Here is a 21,428-nt window from a genome sequence, read left to right as displayed (position 1 = left end):
AGAAATCAGATTTGTAGGAAAAGCAGGGAGATACCTGCTTTTCTTTTTGGACTGATTGTTATATAATGCAGTAAATGACGAGAAAGCAGGAGGAAAAAAGATGTTCCGTTTGTGGGGAAAAGAAATAAAAGATAACCGAATGGTACGGGATACAACAGTTTGCATTGCGTCTGATGATACACGCACACATAAAGTCTTTCAGGCCTTAGAAGAAATTTGTTATGAATTTGATCTGAGTAAGCCAATCTGGCTGGATGCGACCATTGAAGAATTCAGGCGTCATGATAAGGCCAGATTCTATCAGGATAATTTTATTGATACGATTGAATTTGATTATCTGGAAATCCATGTGATTGAAGAGTAGAAACGAGGACAGGAATGAAGAAAAAAATTACAGACAAGCCGGGATTGATTCATATTTATTGCGGAGACGGAAAAGGGAAGACAACAGCAGCAGTAGGGCAGGCGGTGCGCGCGGCAGGTTATGGATATCGAGTGCTGGTGTATCAGTTTATGAAAAATAATATGTCCAGTGAGCGAAAGATTCTGGAACAGCTTGAGCAAGTAACATGTGTTTCCGGACCGGAACAGGTAAAATTCAGTTTTCAGATGACAGAAGAGGAAAAACTAATTTGTCTGAAAGAAAATGAAGAAAAACTTTGCGAGATTGAAAAGATGATAAAGGAAGTACATTACGACCTGGTATTTCTGGATGAAGCGATTTATGCAGTTCGGGCAGGAATTCTGGGAGAAGAAAAACTGCTTTCTTTTATGAGCGAAAAGCCGGAAGAGACAGAACTTGTGCTAACCGGAAATGCGCCGACAGAGCAGATGGTTGCATTGGCAGATTATGTAACAGAACTGAAGAAGATCAAACATCCGTTTGACCGTGGACAAACGGCAAGAGACGGAATTGAGCGTTAAGGTAATTTAAAGATTTCTTAAAAAAGTGTGAAGTATATGACAGTATCTGCCGGATGTGCTATAATGAAAATACTAATCAGAGAATACATTTTGGGAGGAGATACCAATGGAAGCAGCACTTAAAAACTATGACGATGTAGATAGTTGGAAAACAGTGATCTTCCTCTATAATGCAGCTTTAAAAGAAGTTGGAACGAAGCTTGAGATTCTTAACGACGAATTTCAGCATGTACACCGATACAATCCGATTGAACATATTAAGACGAGAATTAAGACGGCAGAAAGTATTGTTAAGAAGCTGAAGAGAAACGGACACGAGACATCCATTGAGAATATGGTTCGTTATGTGAACGATATTGCAGGAGTGCGTTTGATCTGCTCCTTTACATCAGACATATACCGCCTGGCAGAGATGATCGGAAACCAGAGTGATTTGAAAGTGTTGTCGGTAAAGGACTATATTAAGAATCCAAAAGAGAGCGGCTATAAGAGTTATCATATGCTTGTTGCGGTTCCGATCTATTTATCAGATAGTGTAGTAGATACGAAGGTAGAGATACAGATTCGTACCATTGCAATGGATTTCTGGGCAAGTCTGGAACATAAGATTTATTATAAGTTTGAAGGAAATGCACCGGAATATATCAGCAGAGATTTAAAGGAATGTGCGGAGATGGTTTCTACGTTGGATGAGAGGATGCTTTCTCTGAATGAAGCGATTCAGGAATGTCTGGACCAACAGAAGGATTTTGATGAACCGGATGATCCGGAAGAGGCAGAAGAGCGTATGCTGCTCAGGAAAGAAGTTTCTCTGGAATAATGAAGCATAGCGATTGTGTCAGAATAAGATGCAGAATACTGTTATAGAAGAAAGATTGCAGAATCGTAGACAGACTGGTGTAGAAAGCACTGGTCTGTTTTTGCATATCATAAAAGAAAAATGAAGCAGGTTGATGCTGCCGGTAAAATCTCTCAAAAACAGTATTAGATTCTTGAAAAATGAGTTGTCAACAATATACAAAGGTGCTAGAATGTAGTCTATGAGTACATTAGGAGGAAGTTAGGAATGGAGAAACTAAAAAACAAAAAAATGGCCATTCGTGTCGCATGGGCAACGCTTGGAAGCCTTCTTTTTGCAGCCGGTGTTAATATTATTATTTTACCGCTGCATCTGTACAATGGTACATTTCTTGGTATCGCGCAGTTGATCAGAACCTTTCTGGTAGATTATCTGAAAATTGCAGCGCTTGGAGGAATCAACCTGGATGGTATTATTTTCTGGCTGTTGAACGTACCGTTGTTTTATATGGCATGGAAGGTGCTTGGCAGAAGCTTTTTTTATCTGTCTATCTACACAACAACAATTGAAACATTGTTTATGACATTTATCCCGATTCCGAATACACCGATTATCGAAGATTATCTGACAGCATGTATTATCGGAGGTCTTGTTGCCGGAGTCGGTACCGGACTGATTCTGCGGGGCGGAAGTTCAGGCGGCGGACAGGATACACTTGGAATGGTATGTGCAAAGAAATACCCGTCTTTCAGTGTAGGAAAAGTCAGCATTATTATGAACATTTTTGTTTATGGAATCTGTCTTATGGTATTTGACATTGAAATTACAGTTTACTCCCTTATCTATGCAACAGTTATGGCAATGACTTGTGACCGGGTGCATGTTCAGAATATCAGCTTGAGTGTTATGATCTTCACAAAGAAAGATGGAGTGGAGCAGGCTGTTATGCAGGAAATGCGAAGAGGCGTAACAGAGTGGGAAGGAAAAGGTTCTTATACAAAAGAAGAATCGAAAGTATTTGTTGTGATGATTTCAAAATATGAACAGAATGAAATCACAAGAATTGTACATGATATTGATCCGAATGCATTCATGATCTTTACAGAAGGGGCGAAGGCAGTCGGAAACTTTGAAAAGAGACTATCATAGTGCTTTGATAGTATATGATCTCTCCAACTGTAGATATATGGTTGGGGAGATTTTTATAGTTAGAAAAGTTATGAAAATTAATATAAGAGTGTGGCGCCAGACTAAAAATAAAGTTATTAGATAGTCTGACGCCATGATTAAAATAATCATTTGAGCAAGAGTTCGTTTCTAACTCTTTTACTGCTTCTGATATTGAATATGTTTTACTCGTGATCCATCCATTGTAAGTGTATTATTTTCTGGTTTTACATACATAACTAAATTAGCATCCACTTTATATGCAATTTCGCCAGATAAAGTGGTATAAAGAATTGCTTTTCCATAACGAAGCATATGAATCTCACAAGTAGTATTTGTTTTTACCAGTGTTATATGCGAGTCGGTTTCAGCGTTATAGTAACTTCCTTCTTGGAAAAGGGATGGATTTGCCGGAGTAGCAGAAAATAGCTTCATTACACGGCTTGGAAGTCTGTATAAAATTCCGTCTTCTGTAAAATAGATTTTTTCATCTAACGTTCCTACTCGATAGCCGCCATCTTCTTCTTTGACCAGTTCTGTGTAACACCATTCTCTTTTCATAAAAAATTTATCGTCTTGTACAGAAATATCAACAAAAACAGGATCATCAGGTAAAGAGGTCAGGAATAAGCCGCCATAAGCAGGAATTGTGGAATGCTCAGGAATAAGAGGTTCCGTACAATCAGGCAGTCCGAGAACAATGCAGGCAGCTTTGTCAGCCAACTTAGCCATGGGATAAGTGGTCGTATTGCTGATAAGGATAATTTCCAATTCTTCTTGCGGAATACAGATAATTTGTCCACGATATGCAGCATCTGCACCTCCATGTCCAAATACATCCATTCCGTGAAGCTTATGTGTCATCAATCCGCCACAGTATTCAGCAGGATTGCCATTGTTTAGGATTGCTGGTTTTTTCATCAATTCGATGATTTCCGGGGCGATTATATTCGGGTGAATATATTCATCTAATACTTTACAAAGATCGGAAGCACATGTATTAACGGATGTAGGTCCATATAGTGCATAATTTAATGGGTTATAGTAGAAGTTACCATCTCCATCGTCTTGATAAGAATATACAAGATTTGGAACAATCTGTGTAAAGCTTTCACGAACGAAAGAATGTGTCATTCCGAGAGGAATGAAAATGCGTTCTTTTACAAATTGCGGAAAGCTCATGCCGGATAACTTTTCAACAATTAAAGCAAGCAAATGAAACCCTGTGTTGCTGTACAAATATTGTGACTGCGGATCAAAGTTCAGGTTTTTCTGAAGACGTACAGTAGTATTGATATCGTTCATTGTAATCTGATCATTGATTGTAATGCCACGTAAAAATAGGAGTTCCCACTGGTCACGCAATCCACTGACATTGTTCATCATCTGACGTACTGTAATCGGTGTTTCAATATTAATATATTCATCAAGGTATTTTCTAATATCATCGTCTAAATCAAGTTTACTATCTTTCCAGAGAAGAAGAATAGCCATAACAGTAAATTCTTTTGAAATAGATGCAACGTGAAAAATACTATTTGTATGTATTTTTAGTTCATTTTCGATATTTCCGTATCCGAAGCATTTTTCATAAAGTGTTTCGCCATGTTGACGAATTAGTACCTGAGCACCAGGACATAAACCACGATTCCACATGCAAAAAAGTTGATCTAATTGTTTTGTCATATCTGAATTCATTGTAAAAGTACTCCTTCCCGTGAATTAATTTTTTAGTATTTTTTCAAATGCCTGAAGCCAGTTTTTGCCTGCGAGCAAAGAAATACGCTCGTCGGAATAATTATGATTTTTTAAATCCTGCAGAAAGCCAGGAATATCTTTGTGTCCGCCGGAAAGAATATCAAATGGATATTCAGGCATTTTTGAAAGATCTCCGGCAGAACTGCTTTTAAGGAAAATGTCGCAGAAATCAAAGCCGAGTCCTACATGCTGTTCCCCCATGACGCTAAACATATGATCTAAGTGTGAAATCATCTGTTTTCGGTCAGGGGTACTGCCAGGATCAGCATTGATGATGCTGCACCCATTTAAGCCGACAACTCCGCCGCGTTTGGCAATTTCTTTTAAGTGAGAATCTTTCAGATTTCTATTATTATGAGCAATTGCACGTGCATTTGAATGAGATGCAATTACAGGGCATGATGTAATTGATAATATATCATCTACGCCTTCATCGCTTAAATGGCTGAGATCAATGATCATATTTAAAGCTTCTGCTTCCTTTACAAGATCTATTCCGAAACTGGTCAATCCGCCTTTTTTTAGAGTGCCTGTGAAATCACAACCGTCAGCTGCCATATTTCGTCTGCTCCATGTGAGTCCGAGACCTCTTACACCTGCGGCATAAAATGTGTGCAGCATCAGGCAGGAAGAAATCGGTTCTGAGCCTTCAAAAGAGAGAAGGATTCCAACTTTATTAGTGGAAGCAGCTTTTCTAAAATCTTCTGCACTTGTACAGAGCATGAGAAGATCTGGGCTTTCATTAATTTCACAATGAAGAGCAGCAATCTGTTCCATTGCTATGGAAAGACCGCCATAAGGGAGATACTGACTATCCACAAAAAGAGAAGCAACAACTCCAGTGACATTCCCTTTCTTGAAAGAAGGATAATATAATCTTTCAATGACATTATGTTCTCCGTTTTTTCGGCGTACAGCTACATCACTTAGCAAATCAAAATGTCCATCTATAATATATTTCATAATTGTAGGTTCCTTAATAAATTAATTGAGAGAAGTAAACGATCATGATCGCTTCTTCATCTGACGTATTTAAGTAGTTATGCAAACTGTTTTTAGGGATATAAAAACTATCCCCTTCATGAATAGTATAAGTGCTGTCATCCATACGAAGTTCCAGTTCCCCTTTTAGGAGCAGGATACTCTCATCATAATTACCATGTGAAATCATACGCTCAGTAACCCAGGTATCAGGTTTTAGCTTTACAATTAATCCGGTCATTTGTGCTTCCTGTTCATTTGGAAGTGCAGACGGTGTAAAGATAGAATAGGAAACATCGATTTCCGGTATTCGCATTGGTATTCTATTTTCTTTTCGAACTAAGTAAGTTCCTTTTGAAGAATTCTCATTATTAGATGATTGGAAGTTGGCTTCGGTATCCCCCATGATAAGCCATACTTCCGAGCAGTTCAGGCAGGCAGCAATTTTTCTAAGCGCTGTTAACGAAGGCGATTTTAAATCACGTTCAATTTGTGAGATATGTCCTATCGTATATCCAGTTGCCTCAGCTACTTCCTTAAGCGTTAGACCTCTTTTTTTCCGCATTTCTCGAATTCGGTTTCCATACATATTCCCACTCCCCTTTCGAGATTCGAGAATTAAAATTAGCGGTTTTTAATTGCTTTTTCAATACGGGCAAGTGCTTCCTGCAACTGCGCGCGTGGACAACCAATGTTTAATCTCATATATGTACTGCACTGAGCACCAAAACGATAACCAGGATTCATTTTTACCTTTGCTTTTTCTAAGAAAAACTGATTTAAGTCATCATTTTCCAAATTTAGTTTTGCACAATCGAGCCACAATAAATAAGTTCCTTCCGGTGACCAGATGTTGATTTCCGGAATATTTTCTTCGATATATTTCACTGTAAAATCCCTGTTGGCTTCAAGATACTGAAGCATTTCTTCAAGCCATTCTTCGCCTTTTGTATATGCAGCAGTAAGAGCGGTCATTCCGAAAATGTTATCGCCCAAATCAAATGCATTGTAAGTTGCATTATAAGCGTTGAATAATTTCTTATTAGGAATGACAACATAAGATTGGCATAAACCGGCAACATTAAAAGTTTTGCTTGGTGCAAAAGCAGTAATTGTATGGTTCATTGCATATTCGGACACAGAGGCCATAGGTGTGTGGTGTTTTCCGCCGTACACAAAATCTGCATGAATTTCATCTGAGATGATATAAAGTTCATGACGTTCAGCGATTTCTGAAACTTTCAGAAGCTCTTCTTTTGTCCATACGCGACCGGCAGGATTGTGAGGGTTGCACATCATAATTGCTTTGCAGCGATTATCAATCTGCGCTTCTAAACGGTCGAAGTTGATAGAATAGCGTCCGTTTTCGTCACAGTCTAACTGATGATTAATGATGACACGTCCATTTTCTTCAATAGAAGAATAGAATGGATGGTAAACAGGGGTCATAATTACTACACGATCGCCAGGTGTTGTAAGAGATAAAAGACTCATAACGAGGGCAGGAACAACACCAGGGCTAAAACCTAACCATTCACTCTGGATATCCCAGTGATAGCGTCTGCTTACCCAGGATACGATAGCATCTTTTAATTCTTTACTGTGATGTGTATATCCATAAACCGGGTGATCTAAACGTTTCTGCATTGCTTCGCGAATCTCAGGAGCTGCCGCGAAATCCATGTCTGCAACCCACATTGGTAAAACGCCTTCAGGAATATTATATTCCCATTTATTACATGCTGTACCATGCCTATCGATTACTTCATCAAAATTATATTTTCCCATTTTTGTTATCCTCCTAATAGTATTATGATAAAAATTAAAATTAGTTCGATGTTCCGGCGAGACCGGTAATAGCGGAAATACCGCATTCTAATTCGTGCATATCGCTGCAAGTGATTTCCACTTCCGTACCGCTTAAACGTTTCATGTGCGGTATCTGTGCAACGGTGTCTGTCATTCCGGTTGATTTAAATTCAAATCCAAGAGTGATAGGAGTTGTTACTTCATATAAAGGAATAGATTTTAAATCAGAAGCAAGAACTTCTTTTACTGCTGAAATGGTTTCTTCTCTCAGGACTTTTTGTGGCGGAAATTTTGCCGCATAGCGGGATAAAGCTTCTTTTGTAGTGACAAATTTAACCCATGGCATCATTTCTTTTTCAATAAGTTGTTTGTAAAGACCGGAATCTCCGATGACAAGACCAACAGGAACTTTGTAGGAAGCAGCTAATGCTGCGTTTGTTGTGCTTTCGTTCATATATATTCCGTTGATTTTAAGACTGGAGACAACTTTTCCATAGAAACTGTGATCCATATTAGCAAAACCTTCCCCAGGACCTGCATGGTAACCTGCGAGAAAAACAACATCATAAGTTTCATCCAGACATGACATCATAAACTGTCTTCTTGGAGAACCACTAACTAAGCTGATACGTTCGTCCATTTGGCAAAGTTCATCATAAGAAAGATTTGTTCCATTTCCGTGAGAATCGGAAATAGTAATTTCTTCTACTTCATCATTTCTGGAAGAAGCCTGAATTCCCTCGATAATCCAACGCACCTGATTATGCAGAGCACGTCGAAAAGAAGGAACTTCTTCGCGTTCCTGAGAAGGAGAGGTAATACCTGCCATTCCTTCCATGTCGATAGAAATATAGATTTTCAGGGCTTTCTTCATAGAATAATCCTCCTTGCAATTGTGTTGAGTTACTTATAGATAAAACAAAACAATAGTTGTAAAAATATTATAAAACAATAAAAAAAATATGTCAAGATATTGACATAATGTACAAAATAAATTATACTACGAGTAACAATTATACTGTGAGTAAAAAACACAGGTGAATTTCTTTTTCGGAAAAGAAACCAAAAGAATGAATGAGAAGGAGGAAAGTGTATGAAAAAGAAAACATTAGCATTGTTTTTGGCGGCAACATTGATTGCTGGTAGTCTTGCGGGGTGCGGTGGTAAGAAAACAAATGAACCACAAAATGAACCTGCTAAGCAAGAAGAGGTTCAGAAAGAAGAACCGGAAGAAAGCGAAGAAAGATATTTGATTTGGAGACTATCTTCTGAGCCGAAACAGTGGGATCCAACAAATAACTCAGAATCTGTTTCGGATGGAATTGTAAAACAGTTATTTGAAGGACTTACAGTATCTACAGCTGATGGATTTAGACCGGGTATTGCAGAAAAATGGGATGTATCAGAAGACGGAAAGACATATACATTTCATTTGAGAAAAGATGCAAAGTGGTCTGACGGAAGTGGTGTTACAGCAAAAGATTTCGAATATTCATGGAGAAGAATGTGTGATCCGAATTTCGCTTCAGAAGCACTTCAGGCTATCACGGACTATGTTGTAGGTGGACAGGAATACTTTGATGGAACAGGAAAATATGAAGATATTAAAGCAACAGCTATTGATGATTATACATTTGAAGTTGTTCTTAAAAATGCAACGCCATTCTTCCCGCAGTTAGTTGCTAATGATGTTTATCTTCCGGTTAAGCAAGAAGTAGTCGAAAAAGCAGGTGAAGGTTGGGAGAAAAAACCAGAAACTGCTGTAAGCAATGGACCTTTCTTCTTAGAAGAATATCAGGTTGGTTCACATATGTTATTTAAGAAAAATCCACATTACTATGCCGCAGATGAAGTAAAACTTCCAGGTATCAAAGCAGTTATTATTGCTGATGATAATACTGCATATCAGGCATATCAGGCGGGAGAAGTAGATGTTATGGATCATCTTCCGGCAGAACAGATTCCTCAGATTGTAGCAGAGGATCCATATGTAATCGTTGGTGCAGATACTGGTGCACAGTTCTTGAACTTTAATGTTGATAAAGCGCCATTCGATAACCTTCATGTAAGAAAAGCAGTTGCAATGGCTATTGATAGAAAACAGATTACAGAACAGGTATTAAAAGACGGTTCTGTACCGGCAAGCGGATTTATTGCTCCAACTTGTCAGAAGACAGATGGTTCTTCTTTCCGTGTAATGGAAGAAGATGGTTATCCGGCAGAGGAATATGGTATTAACCCACGTCAGGCTAATGTGGAAGCAGCTCAGAAAGAACTTGCAGAAGCTGGTTATCCAAATGGAGAAGGCTTCCCGGAAGTAGAACTTGCATATTCTAACAGTGAAAAGAATAAGAGACTCTGTGAAGCGATTCAGCAGATGTTGGAAACAAATTTAAATATTAAAGTAAAACTTCGTGCAGAAGAGTCCAGTGTATTCCAATCTACAAAGAGCAAAGGTGATTACCAGATGGCTCCTGGTGGATGGACAAATAATCCGTATGATGCTAGTGGACTGATTAAACTGTTCCATTCTCAGAACGGAAATAATACATGCCAGTGGAGATGGAAAGAGTACAGAGGTGCTTCTCATGATACAACATTAAATCCAGGAAATAAAGCATTTGACGAAGCATTTGATAAAGCAACGGCATCATTGGGTGAGGAAAGAGATAATGCATGGGTGGAAGCAGAGAAAGCTCTTATGGAAGATGTACCTGTAACTGCGCTTTATTATCCATCTTTCGTAGCTCTTGTAAACGAAGATAACGTAGAAAATGTTGAACGTACATTAGGCAATTCATTTATGTTCAGCCACGCAGAAATCGTTGAGTAGTTTTTTATTTTTAGGAAGACCGGAAAGTGCTTTACTTTTCGGTCTCCCTATTATTAGAGGAGAAGTAATATGCTGAGATATGTGATAAAAAGAGTAATTTCTGCAATTATTACAATTTGGTTCATTATGACGCTGACATTTATTTTGATGAATGCGATTCCTGGTGATCCATTTGCCAGTGAGAAGATGAATGATCCGGTGATTATTGCAAATATGAAAGCAAAATACGGACTTGACAGACCACCAATTGAACAGTACGGAACATATTTATGGAATTATCTGCATGGTGATTTTGGTATTTCATTTATGAAAAAAGGACTTACAACGAATGATATTATTTCAGCAGGATTTCCGTATTCGTTAACAATAGGTATTTGGGCGTCTGGAGTCATTTTGATATTTGGAGTGTTTTTTGGAATTATTGCAGCTTTGCGACAGAATAAGTTTATAGACAGGATATTGATGATACTATCGACATTGGGAGCTACCATCCCGAGTTTTGTATTTGCGACAGGATTTCTGTTTTTATTCAGTAAAATATTAAATTTGGTGCCATCTTATGGAGTAAATAGCTGGAAAGGATATATTGGACCGGTTATAGTCAGCGCCCTTTTCTCGCTGGCCTATATTGTTCGTCTTACTAGAACATCAACACTAGATGTTCTGAATCAGGATTATATTCGAACAGCGAGAGCCAAAGGACTTCCGGAGTGGAAGGTGCTTGGAAAACATGCATTAAGAAATGCACTTCTTCCGGTGGTAACTTATATAGGACCGATGTTTGCAGCGTTGATTACAGGATCCTTTGTTGTTGAGAAAGTATTTGGTATTCCGGGAATCGGAAACTTATTTACTAATAGTATTCTTAACAGAGACTACACATTAATTATGGGAATTACAGTATTTTTCTCAATTATACTTGTAATATGTATTTTGGTAGTCGATATTCTGTATGTATTAATTGATCCACGTATTAAATATCAGTAAAATAGGTGATTAAAGTATGAGTGAAAAAAACAGCAATATTTCTCCGGAATTATGGGCTCCATTAGAACAGGATGAAAAAAATGCAGAAAAGATGGAGCGTCCAAGTCTCACATTTTTGCAAGATGGATGGAGAAGATTAAAATCTAACAAAATAGCGATTTTATCTTTAGTTGTAATTATAGTTCTTACAATTGGAGCTATTTTTATTCCAATGTTCTGGAAATATGATTATAAAACGCAGGACTTGGAATTAGCCAATATTCCGGTTGTGATGAAAGTATATCCTTTAGAAAATGGAAAAAATATATATGTAACACCGCAATATACGGTTATTGTAGTGGATGAAAAAGGAAATCTTGAGGGACTTGCAGAAACAAAGAATAAGGACATGGCAGCAAAGAAAAACTATTTCGATGTTGAAGGAAGTGAAATTTGTGTCGATTACAGTACCTATTCAGAAGCAAGTAAAGAATTCAAAAAAATAGAAAAGAAAGCAGCAAAAAAAGGTTTAGATAAAATCGATATCAAAGGAATTACATATTTAGAAGAATATTTTGCAGGAACTGACACAACAGAAGTTACTGTAGAAGAAGCGAAAAATATTCTGGAAAATAAAATTCAGCGTACAGTAGTTTCCTGTGATGGAGAGGAACTTACAAACCAGGAGAAACTTAGAAATAAAACATATTTACTTGGAACAGATGGTCTTGGGCGTGATTTATTTATTCGTATCGTATATGGAGCACGTATTTCACTTCTTGTTGGATTCTTTGCAGCATTCATCAACTTTGTTGTAGGAGTTTTTTATGGTGCAATTGCCGGTTATTTTGGCGGAGCAGTTGATAATATTATGATGCGCGTGATCGATGTATTAGACTCTATTCCAATGACGCTTTATGTTATTTTAATTATGGTTGTAGTTGGTCCTGGTATTACATCTATTATCCTGGCATTAGGATTGACATTCTGGGTAAAAATGGCTCGTATTGTCAGAGGGCAGGTTTTAACTTTGAAACAACAGGAGTTTGTTAAAGCAGCCATTGTGACAGGAGCCGATACAAAACGAATTATTATTAAACATTTGATTCCAAATATGATGGGACCAATTATGGTAAATATCGCAATGCAGATTCCAAGTGCTATTTTTAATGAAGCATTCTTGAGTTTTGTAGGTTTGGGAATTTCAGCGCCAATGGCTTCCTGGGGAACACTTTGTAATGATGCGTTAGCCGGAATTTATGTTTATCCATATCAGATGGTATTCCCGGCGATTGCGATTTCAGTAACTATTTTGACATTTAACTTATTCAGTGATGGTCTGAGAGATGCATTTGATCCAAAACAGCGTAAGTAAGGAGGAAATCCAGATGAGTGAAAAATTATTAGATGTTAAAAATTTACATACCTCTTTCTTTACGCATTTGGGAGAGGTAAAGGCAATTCGCGATGTTAGTTTTGATTTGAATAAGGGTGAAATCATTGGTATTGTCGGTGAATCCGGAAGTGGAAAAAGTGTAACATCACTTTCTATCATGGGACTTTTAGCATATCCGGGCAAAGTTACCGGAGGTGAAATTCTTTTTAATGGAGAAGATCTTTTGAAAAAGAAAAAAAGTGAGATGCGTAAGATTCAGGGGGATCATATCGCAATGATCTTTCAAGATCCAATGACATCTTTAAATCCTTTATTTAAAATTGGTGATCAGATTACAGAAGCTATTTTAACACATCATAAAATCAGCAAAGAAGATGCCAAGAAGCGTGCTCTTGAAATGCTGCGTTTAGTTGGGATTCCTTCACCGGAAAAGAGATTTCATTCCTATCCTCATGAATTTTCAGGTGGTATGAGACAGAGAGCTATGATTGCTATGGCACTTTCGTGTGAGCCGGAATTATTGATTGCAGATGAACCGACAACGGCCTTAGATGTTACTATTCAGGCACAGGTGTTAGCTTTGATGAAGGAATTGAATGAAAGACTCGGCACAGCTACTATTTTAATTACACATAACTTGGGATGTGCTTCTAGTATTTGTGATAGAATCATTGTTATGTACGGTGGGAAAATCATGGAAGAAGGAACAACAGAAGAAATTTTTTACGAACCGCATCACCCATATACAATGGGGCTCTTGAACTCTGTTCCAAAGGTAACCGGTGAGGAATCTAAGCAAAGACTCGTTCCGATTCTTGGAACACCGCCGGATATGCTTCATCCGCCAACAGGATGTCCATTTTATCCTCGGTGCAAATATGCTATGAAAGTTTGTGCATCTATGCCGGTTCCAGAAGAATATATTAGCGATACACATCGTGTAAGCTGTTTCATGTGTCATCCGGATGCACCAAAGAATGAAGATTATGAAAGTCAGAAGGGAGGAATCCGTAATGGCAAATAATACGCTTCTGGAAGTAAAAGACCTAAAAATGTATTTTGAAAATAAAAAAGGGCTTTTAGGTAAGAAAGTAGAATATGTAAAAGCGGTAGACGGCGTTTCCTTCAAAGTACAAAAAGGGGAAACAATCGGACTTGTAGGGGAATCCGGATGTGGTAAATCAACCACAGGATATTCAATTATGCGTCTCTATAAGCCAACATCCGGACAAATTATATTTGACGGAAAGGATATTGCGCAATTGAGCGCCTCTGAGGTATGGCCGTATAGAAAAAGAATGCAGATGATTTTCCAAGATCCATATGCATCATTAAATCCTAGAATGACAGTATCTGATATTATTGGTGAACCACTGGATATTTATCATCTGTTTGAAGGAAAAGAAAGACAGGAGCGTATTTACGAACTGCTAAATACAGTCGGTCTTGGAAAAGATCATGCAAGTCGTTATCCACATGAGTTTTCAGGAGGGCAAAGACAGAGAGTCGGAATTGCAAGAGCATTGGCGGTAAATCCGGATTTTGTTGTTTGTGATGAACCTATTTCAGCGTTGGATGTTAGTATTCAGGCGCAAGTAGTAAATATGCTGGAAGATCTCCAAGAAAGTTTAGGACTTACATATTTATTTATTGCACATGACCTTTCTATGGTAAGACATATATCTAAGAAAGTAGGGGTTATGTACTTAGGATCTCTTGTGGAATTTGCAGAGACAGAAGAACTATATGAGCATACGCTTCATCCGTATACAAAAGCCCTTATGTCAGCAGTTCCTGAACTTGATCCGGCTATCAGTAAAAAGAAGAAACCAGAAATGCTTCAAGGAGATGTTCCAAGTCCGATAGATACGCCGATTGGCTGTAAATTTGCATCAAGATGCCCTTATGCTACACAGCGTTGTAAAGAAGAAAGACCAATATTTAAAAATGTAGGAAATGAACATTATGTAGCATGTCATTTAGTTGAATAATGAGTCATAGAGAAAGGGGAAAGCTATGAAATATAATTTTGATGAGCCTGTAGACAGAAGTAAAAACCGTTCTGCAAAGTATGACGAAAGAGTGAAAAATTTCGGAACAGATCAGGTAATTCCACTTTGGATTGCCGATATGGATTTCCAAACAGCACAGCCGATTATTGATGCCTGCAAAAAGAAAGCAGAAGAAGGTATATGGGGATATACATCTCGTCCGGACAGTTATTTTAAGGCTTATGCTGATTGGCAGAAGAGGCGAAATGGATGGACATTAGATACAGACTTATGCAGCTGGTGTTTGGGGGTAGTTCCAGCCCTTGCAGTTATTATTAAACTATTTACGGATAAGGAAGATAAAGTTTTGATTCAGCCACCTGTTTTTCCGGAATTTTTTGAAATTACAGAAAACACAGGAAGAACGCTCGTACAGAATAATTTCTTAGAGCATGATGGTGTATGGGAAGTGGATTTTGAAGAATTTGAAAGACTGGTAAAAGATCCTAAAGTGAAACTTTTTATCTTATGTAATCCGCATAATCCGTTGGGACGTGTTTGGACGCAGGAAGAACTGGCTAAAATGCTTAGACTCTGCTTTGAAAATGATGTATTGGTAGTTTCAGATGAAATTCATTCAGATATCATATTTCATGGGAAAAAGCACATACCGGCAGCTATTGCAGTACCGGAAGCTGATCAAAAAATCATCACATGTATTTCAGTAACAAAAACATTTAATCTTGCAGGGCTTCAGGCGTCTACGACAGTGTTCCCTAATATGGAGATGAAAAAAGCATTTGACGCTTACTGGAGTGGAATGGATGTACATAGAAATAATGCCTTTAGTTCAGTGGCAATGGAAACAGCGCTGAATGAGGGTGAAGAATGGCTGGAACAGCTTTTGGAATATATTTCTGGTAATCTGGACTTTATTCGTGACTATTTTGAGGAGCACATTCCGAGCATTAAGGCTAATATTCCAGATGCAACTTATCTTGTTTGGTTAGATTGCAGAGCATTAAATATGAGTAATGCAGAATTGAAAAAGTTTATGGTTGAAAAAGCAGGCTTAGGTTTAAGCCCTGGCTCAGACTTTACAAGAGAATTAAGTGGATTTATGAGATTAAATGCAGCATGTCCACGAGTTGTATTACAAAAAGCACTAAAACAATTAGAGGAAGCGGTAAACAATTTATCTTGCTAAACGGAGGTAAAGAGAATGCATGAACTGACACAATTAATTAAGGAAGATATGCGCCCGGCACTTGGTGTGACAGAGCCGGGAGCAATAGCATATGCAGTTTCAAAAGCAAAGTCATTTGTTCCGGGGGCGATTGAAAATGTGACGCTTCTATTAAATAGCGGTATGTATAAAAATGCTTATACTTGTGGAATCCCCAATAGTCATTTTTACGGAAATGAATATGCGGCAGCTTTGGGTGCAATTGCAGGAAACCCTGAAAAAGAACTGGAGAGTCTTGCAGATGTGACAAAAGAAGATAATGATGCCGCTGGGCAGCTTGTAGCAGAAGGCAAAATTACAGTAAAAATGAGTGAGATCACAAGCCGCATTTTTGTTGAGGCACAGGTAAAAACAACGGGCGGAGAAGCGATGGTAAGAATTCGTGACGCACATACCAATATTGTTCGGATTGAAGTAAATGGTCAGGTTGTTCTGGAAAAGGAGGAAATCACTGAATCCAATACGCAGGAAGAACCGCCTCTGATTCACAACTATACGTTGAGTCAGATCGTTGCATATGTGAAAACAGTTCCGGCAGAGGAGATTGAATTTATCAAAGCAGCGTATGAGATGAATTACGTACTGTTCGAAGAAGGAATCCGAAACCCAAGAACAACATATGCACGTTATCTGCTTGAGAAAAACGATGGGAAGATCATCTCACAGAACGAATTGAATACAGCTTCACTGCTCTGCAATGCGGCAATTGAAGCGCGTGTTATTGGTCTGGATAAGCCGGCTATGAGTATTACGGGTTCGGGAGCTCATGGAATCATTGCGACAATGCCGTTATATGGTGTATGTAAGATACGAGGACTGAGTGATGAGATGTTATATCGTGCGACAGCTTTGAGTTATCTTGTTTGTATGTATATTAAAGAATACTCCGGCAAACTTTCTGCATTTTGTGGCTGCGGTATTGCGGCAGGAACCGGAATGGCATGTGCATTAGTGTATTTGAATGGCGGAGATGAACATGCGATGGCAAGAACAATTAATAATATGTCCAGCAGCATTACCGGTATGATCTGCCATGGTGGAAATAAAGGATGCACCATGAAAGGAATTGTAGCTGTGAATGCGGCATTTCAGTCAGCGGATTTTGCAATGCATGAGATTTATATTGATGAAATTCATGGAATTAATGGAGCTTCACCGGAAGAGACGATGCGGCATATGGGTGAAATTGCATCTCCGGGAATGATTGGAACGGAAAAAACGATAGTAGATATTTTACAGGAAAAAAGTCAGTCATAAAAAAGTATGCATTTTAAACTATGCTGCTAAATAAACAATTGAAAAATAGAAATATTTTCTGCTAGTAGACTATGAGCTGCTAGCAGTTTTTTTATTTGTAGTGTTTCTGCTTTTTTACACAGATTTAACAGAAGAAGGTATTTGGATTTAACAATGGGACATTATAGTAATAGATGTCAACAGAAATGAATTAAAAGAGGAGATCACATATTATGAAAAAGTTAACAGTATTATTATTAGCAGGAGTTTTAGCAGGAAGTGTACTTACAGGATGTGGAAGTAAAGACAGCGATGCAGCTGATGGGGGAAACAAGGAAGGAGCTTCCGGCTGGGATGAAGCAGGAAAAATTTCCGTTGTATCAAGAGAAGATGGTTCCGGAACAAGAGGAGCATTCGTAGAACTTTTCGGAGTTGAAGAAGAAAAAGACGGCGAGAAAGTGGATATGACAACAGCAGATGCCAATATTACAAACAGCACATCAGTTATGATGACACAGGTTGCCGGAAATGAATACGCGATTGGATATACATCTCTTGGTGCATTAAATGATACGGTCAAAGCAGTAAAAATTGGCGGTGTAGATGCATCGGCAGAGAATGTAAAGAATGGCAGTTATGAAATTTCAAGACCATTTAATATTGCAGTAAAAGAAGGCGTAAGTGATGCAGCCAAAGATTTCATGGGATTTATTATAAGTGAAGAAGGACAGGCAATCATTGAAGAAGAAGGTTATATTCCGGTAGAAGTAGAAGGAGCTTATGCATCTACAGGAGCATCAGGAAAAGTAACAGTAGGCGGTTCTTCTTCTGTAGCGCCGGTTATGGAAAAACTTGCAGAAGCATATAAAAAAGTGAATACAAATGTAAATGTGGAAGTGCAGCAGAGCGACTCTACAACAGGAATGACATCAGCAATGGATGGATCTTACGATATTGGAATGGCATCAAGAGAGTTGAAGGATTCTGAACTAGAAGGCGGACTGACACCAACGGTCATTGCACTTGACGGAATCGCAGTCATTGTTAATAACGATAATACCACAGAAGATTTAACAAAAGATCAGGTAAAAGCAATTTTTACAGGTGAAGTTTCTACATGGAAAGAAGCTCTTGAAAAATAATCGGGAGAGAGAATAAGAGGTATAGCAGATGAAACAGTGGAAAGAGCGGGCAATGCACATTGTATTTCTTGCAGCAGCGTGCATGTCGATTATGGCAGTCATTTTAATCTGTGTATTTCTCTTCGGAAATGGAATTCCAGCTATTCAGAAGATCGGGTGGCTGGAATTCCTTTTCGGGGAAATATGGCGGCCGTCCAACAATCTTTACGGAATTCTTCCGATGATTCTTGGAAGTATTTATGTAACGGCAGGAGCGATTGTGATCGGTGTGCCGATTGGAATTCTGACAGCGATTTTTATGGCGTTTTACTGTCCGAAGAAAATTTATCCGGGACTCAAGGCAGCGACAGAACTGCTGGCAGGAATTCCGTCAGTTGTATATGGATTTTTCGGTCTTGTAGTACTGGTGCCGGTTATTCGGGAATTTCTTCCGCCGGGGTATGACGGAAACTCAATGCTGACAGCTTCTATTTTGCTTGGTATCATGATTCTTCCGACGATTATCGGTGTGACAGAATCTGCGCTTAGAGCAGTGCCGATATCTTACTATGAAGGAACATTGGCACTTGGGGCTACTCATGAGAGAAGTATTTTTAAAGTTGTGCTTCCGGCAGCAAAATCCGGTGTGACAGCAGGTGTTATTCTTGGAATCGGAAGAGCTATTGGGGAAACAATGGCGGTAATTCTTGTCGCAGGTAACCAGCCGCGTATGCCCAAAGGGCTGATTGAAGGTGTCCGCACGTTAACATCTAACATTGTAATTGAAATGGGATATGCGACAGATCTTCATCGTGAAGCTTTGATTGCGACGGCAGTTGTACTGTTTGTTTTTATCTTATTGATCAATTTATGTGCGTCTGCCTTACAGCAGAAGAAATCTTAGAAACGGAGGAAAGAAATGATGACAACACAGCATGAAAGTTTAAAAAAGAAAACGCATCTTCCGTCTTTGATTATGAAGATATTTGTGTATTTATCCGCGGCAATTACATTTACGGTACTCATTCTTTTAATCGCATATATTATGATCAAAGGAATTCCGCATCTGAAACCGGAATTTTTCTCGCTGCACTATACATCGGATAATGTCTCCTTTGTTCCGGCGCTGATTACAACAGTGATTATGACGGCGCTGGCATTGATTGTGGCAGTTCCTCTCGGATTATTTGCGGCAATCTATCTTGTAGAATATACGGGAAAACGAAAAAAATTAGTAGGGATGATTCGTCTGACAACAGAAACATTGTCAGGAATTCCATCAATTGTATACGGTTTGTTTGGTATGCTGTTTTTTGTAAATACACTGGAAATGGGATTCTCGATCCTTGCAGGTGCGGCAACGCTTTCTATTATGATTCTGCCGCTGATTATGCGTACTGCAGAGGAAGCGTTGAAATCAGTTCCGGATTCTTTTCGAGAAGGCAGTTTCGGACTCGGTGCAGGAAAACTTCGTACGATTTTTCATGTAGTTCTTCCGGCAGCAGTGCCTGGAATTATGGCAGGTATCATTCTTGCTATCGGACGTATTGTTGGAGAGACGGCGGCGCTAATGTACACGGCAGGAACGGTTGCGAAGATTCCGAAATCACTTTTTGATTCCGCCAGAACACTTTCCGTCCATATGTACAGCCTGTCAAATGAGGGGTTATACATGAATCAGGCCTATGCGACAGCGGTCATTCTGCTTGTATTGGTAATTGTGATGAACGCGGCATCGGGGGCACTTGCAAAGAAATTTATGAAAGGTAGAGACAATGGATAAAATTACAATTAAAAATGTGGATCTGTTTTATCAGGATTTTCAGGCATTGAAAAATATTAATCTGTCAATTGAAGAAAAGAAAATTACAGCGTTTATCGGGCCGAGCGGCTGTGGAAAATCAACTTTGCTGAAGTCGCTAAACCGTATGAATGACTTAGTTGACGGTTGTAAAGTGACCGGAGAAATCTGCTTGGACGGAGAAGATATTTACAATAATATTGATGTGAACTTATTAAGAAAGCGTGTTGGAATGGTATTCCAGAAACCAAATCCATTTCCGATGAGTATTTATGATAATATTGCATATGGACCTCGCACACATGGTATCCGCTCGAAACAAAAATTAGATGATATTGTGGAAAAATCACTGCGTGGTGCAGCAATTTGGGAAGAAACAAAGGATTGTCTGAAGAAAAGCGCGCTGCAGATGTCAGGAGGACAGCAGCAGAGGTTATGCATTGCAAGAGCCCTTGCGGTACAACCGGAAGTACTTTTGATGGACGAACCGACATCGGCGCTTGATCCGGTATCTACCTCTAAGATCGAAGACCTTGCAATGGAGCTGAAAAAAGATTATACTATCGTTATCGTAACACATAATATGCAGCAGGCAGTCAGAATTTCTGATAATACAGCATTTTTCCTGCTTGGAGAGATGGTAGAATATAATGAAACAGAGAAATTATTTTCCATTCCGTCAGACAAACGAACGGAAGATTATATTACAGGGAGGTTTGGCTAGGCTATGCGGAGCAGATTTGATAAAGAACTGGACACTCTTAATTTACGTCTGATTCAGATGGGAAAGAGCTGTGAAGAAGCGATTGAGAAAGTAACACAGGCGCTGCACAAGCGTTCAGAAGAGATGGCGCGGGAGATTATCCGGGAAGATGAGAGTATTGACCGGATGGAGAAAGAGATAGAGCAGATGTGTCTTCGGCTTCTTCTAATGCAGCAGCCGGTAGCAAAGGATTTGCGGCAGATTTCTGCAGCGCTGAAGATGATTACGGATATGGAGCGCATCGGCGATCAGACGGCAGATATTGCAGATATTATTCTTCACAATGACTTTAAAGGCGAGTATCACCTTTCGCAAGTGGATAAGATGTCAGAGGCAGTCGCGAAAATGGTACAGGAGAGCATCCGGGCATACGTTAATCGGGATCTCGCCCTTGCAAGACAGGTAATGGAGGAAGACGATAAAGTAGATGAGCTTTTCCTGCAGGCCAAAAATTCCCTTGTGAAAGTGATCAGAGAAGAGCAGGGCAGTCATGGAGATGAGATTGTGAATCTTGTTATGGTAATGAAATATCTGGAACGTATTGGCGATCACGCGACAAATATAGCGGAGTGGGTGGAATTTTCTATTACGGGCGTACACAAGGATGGCAACCACGCCGAATATGAAGTGTAGAAGG

20 protein-coding genes and 1 pseudogene are annotated in these 21,428 nt (G+C 39.0%); 16 read left to right on the top strand and 5 right to left on the bottom strand.

Going from position 1 to position 21,428, the window contains the following annotated elements:
• The first annotated feature begins 100 nt into the window (after positions 1–100).
• The 4 genes and pseudogenes from KFE17_07850 (at position 101) to KFE17_07835 (ending at position 2,872) form a co-directional block, all read left to right on the top strand.
• Positions 101–364: a hypothetical protein gene (locus KFE17_07850; GenBank protein QUO30833.1), complete on the top strand. Its 264-nt coding sequence runs from the start codon at positions 101–103 to the stop codon at positions 362–364.
• A 14-nt stretch (positions 365–378) separates the two neighbouring features.
• Positions 379–924: a cob(I)yrinic acid a,c-diamide adenosyltransferase gene (locus KFE17_07845; protein ID QUO30832.1), complete on the top strand. Its 546-nt coding sequence runs from the start codon at positions 379–381 to the stop codon at positions 922–924.
• A gap of 106 nt (positions 925–1,030) precedes the next feature.
• Positions 1,031–1,672, top strand: a pseudogene (locus KFE17_07840) (GTP pyrophosphokinase family protein).
• A 318-nt stretch (positions 1,673–1,990) separates the two neighbouring features.
• Positions 1,991–2,872, top strand: coding sequence for a YitT family protein (locus KFE17_07835; GenBank protein QUO30831.1), 882 nt, complete (start codon positions 1,991–1,993; stop codon positions 2,870–2,872).
• Positions 2,873–3,049: 177 nt separating this feature from the next.
• On the opposite strand, the gene KFE17_07830 is transcribed toward KFE17_07835, so the two are convergent.
• Genes KFE17_07830 through KFE17_07810 form a run of 5 tightly spaced genes read right to left on the bottom strand, consistent with a single transcriptional unit; the run spans position 3,050 to position 8,300 of the window.
• Positions 3,050–4,588 (bottom strand): beta-lactamase family protein, encoded by a 1,539-nt coding sequence (locus KFE17_07830; GenBank protein QUO30830.1) that lies wholly within the window; start codon positions 4,586–4,588, stop codon positions 3,050–3,052.
• A gap of 24 nt (positions 4,589–4,612) precedes the next feature.
• Positions 4,613–5,611: a membrane dipeptidase gene (locus KFE17_07825; protein ID QUO30829.1), complete on the bottom strand. Its 999-nt coding sequence runs from the start codon at positions 5,609–5,611 to the stop codon at positions 4,613–4,615.
• A 13-nt stretch (positions 5,612–5,624) separates the two neighbouring features.
• Positions 5,625–6,218, bottom strand: a complete 594-nt coding sequence (locus tag KFE17_07820; GenBank protein ID QUO30828.1) for a helix-turn-helix domain-containing protein — start codon at positions 6,216–6,218, stop codon at positions 5,625–5,627.
• Positions 6,219–6,253: 35 nt separating this feature from the next.
• On the bottom strand, positions 6,254–7,417 hold the full coding sequence (locus KFE17_07815) for a pyridoxal phosphate-dependent aminotransferase (GenBank protein QUO30827.1): 1,164 nt from the start codon (positions 7,415–7,417) through the stop codon (positions 6,254–6,256).
• 40 nt (positions 7,418–7,457) lie between these two features.
• The gene (locus tag KFE17_07810; GenBank protein QUO33662.1) at positions 7,458–8,300 is read right to left on the bottom strand and encodes a M55 family metallopeptidase; all 843 of its coding nucleotides are present in this window, start codon (positions 8,298–8,300) and stop codon (positions 7,458–7,460) included.
• 231 nt (positions 8,301–8,531) lie between these two features.
• On the opposite strand from KFE17_07810, the gene KFE17_07805 reads away from it, so the two are divergent.
• From KFE17_07805 to phoU, 12 genes are all read left to right on the top strand, one after another.
• Positions 8,532–10,271 (top strand): peptide ABC transporter substrate-binding protein, encoded by a 1,740-nt coding sequence (locus tag KFE17_07805; GenBank protein QUO30826.1) that lies wholly within the window; start codon positions 8,532–8,534, stop codon positions 10,269–10,271.
• Between the two features lie 69 nt (positions 10,272–10,340).
• Positions 10,341–11,258, top strand: a complete 918-nt coding sequence (locus tag KFE17_07800) for an ABC transporter permease (protein ID QUO30825.1) — start codon at positions 10,341–10,343, stop codon at positions 11,256–11,258.
• A gap of 16 nt (positions 11,259–11,274) precedes the next feature.
• Positions 11,275–12,612 (top strand): ABC transporter permease, encoded by a 1,338-nt coding sequence (locus KFE17_07795; protein ID QUO30824.1) that lies wholly within the window; start codon positions 11,275–11,277, stop codon positions 12,610–12,612.
• Positions 12,613–12,625: 13 nt separating this feature from the next.
• Complete coding sequence (locus KFE17_07790) at positions 12,626–13,657, top strand: ABC transporter ATP-binding protein (protein QUO30823.1); 1,032 nt, start codon at positions 12,626–12,628, stop codon at positions 13,655–13,657.
• Positions 13,647–14,624 carry an ATP-binding cassette domain-containing protein gene (locus KFE17_07785; protein QUO30822.1) on the top strand — a complete coding sequence of 326 codons (978 nt, stop codon included), beginning with the start codon at positions 13,647–13,649 and terminating at the stop codon, positions 14,622–14,624. The genes KFE17_07790 and KFE17_07785 overlap by 11 nt, the downstream gene beginning before the upstream one ends.
• A 25-nt stretch (positions 14,625–14,649) precedes the next feature.
• Entirely contained in the window at positions 14,650–15,831 is a 1,182-nt protein-coding gene (locus KFE17_07780) for a pyridoxal phosphate-dependent aminotransferase (protein QUO30821.1), read from the top strand.
• Between the two features lie 15 nt (positions 15,832–15,846).
• Positions 15,847–17,127, top strand: coding sequence for a serine dehydratase subunit alpha family protein (locus tag KFE17_07775; GenBank protein QUO30820.1), 1,281 nt, complete (start codon positions 15,847–15,849; stop codon positions 17,125–17,127).
• 212 nt (positions 17,128–17,339) lie between these two features.
• Positions 17,340–18,248, top strand: a complete 909-nt coding sequence (locus tag KFE17_07770) for an extracellular solute-binding protein (GenBank protein ID QUO30819.1) — start codon at positions 17,340–17,342, stop codon at positions 18,246–18,248.
• A gap of 28 nt (positions 18,249–18,276) precedes the next feature.
• Positions 18,277–19,131, top strand: coding sequence for a phosphate ABC transporter permease subunit PstC (pstC, locus tag KFE17_07765; GenBank protein QUO30818.1), 855 nt, complete (start codon positions 18,277–18,279; stop codon positions 19,129–19,131).
• Positions 19,132–19,146: 15 nt separating this feature from the next.
• Entirely contained in the window at positions 19,147–20,010 is an 864-nt protein-coding gene (gene pstA, locus KFE17_07760; protein QUO30817.1) for a phosphate ABC transporter permease PstA, read from the top strand.
• Complete coding sequence (pstB, locus tag KFE17_07755) at positions 20,003–20,752, top strand: phosphate ABC transporter ATP-binding protein (protein QUO30816.1); 750 nt, start codon at positions 20,003–20,005, stop codon at positions 20,750–20,752. The genes pstA and pstB overlap by 8 nt, the downstream gene beginning before the upstream one ends.
• Before the next feature lie 3 nt (positions 20,753–20,755).
• Entirely contained in the window at positions 20,756–21,424 is a 669-nt protein-coding gene (gene phoU, locus KFE17_07750; GenBank protein QUO30815.1) for a phosphate signaling complex protein PhoU, read from the top strand.
• Positions 21,425–21,428: the final 4 nt, after the last annotated feature.

This window comes from Faecalicatena sp. Marseille-Q4148 (assembly GCA_018228665.1).
In the GTDB taxonomy this organism is placed as follows: domain Bacteria; phylum Bacillota; class Clostridia; order Lachnospirales; family Lachnospiraceae; genus UBA9414.
This window is presented reverse-complemented; position numbering and strand designations above follow the sequence as displayed.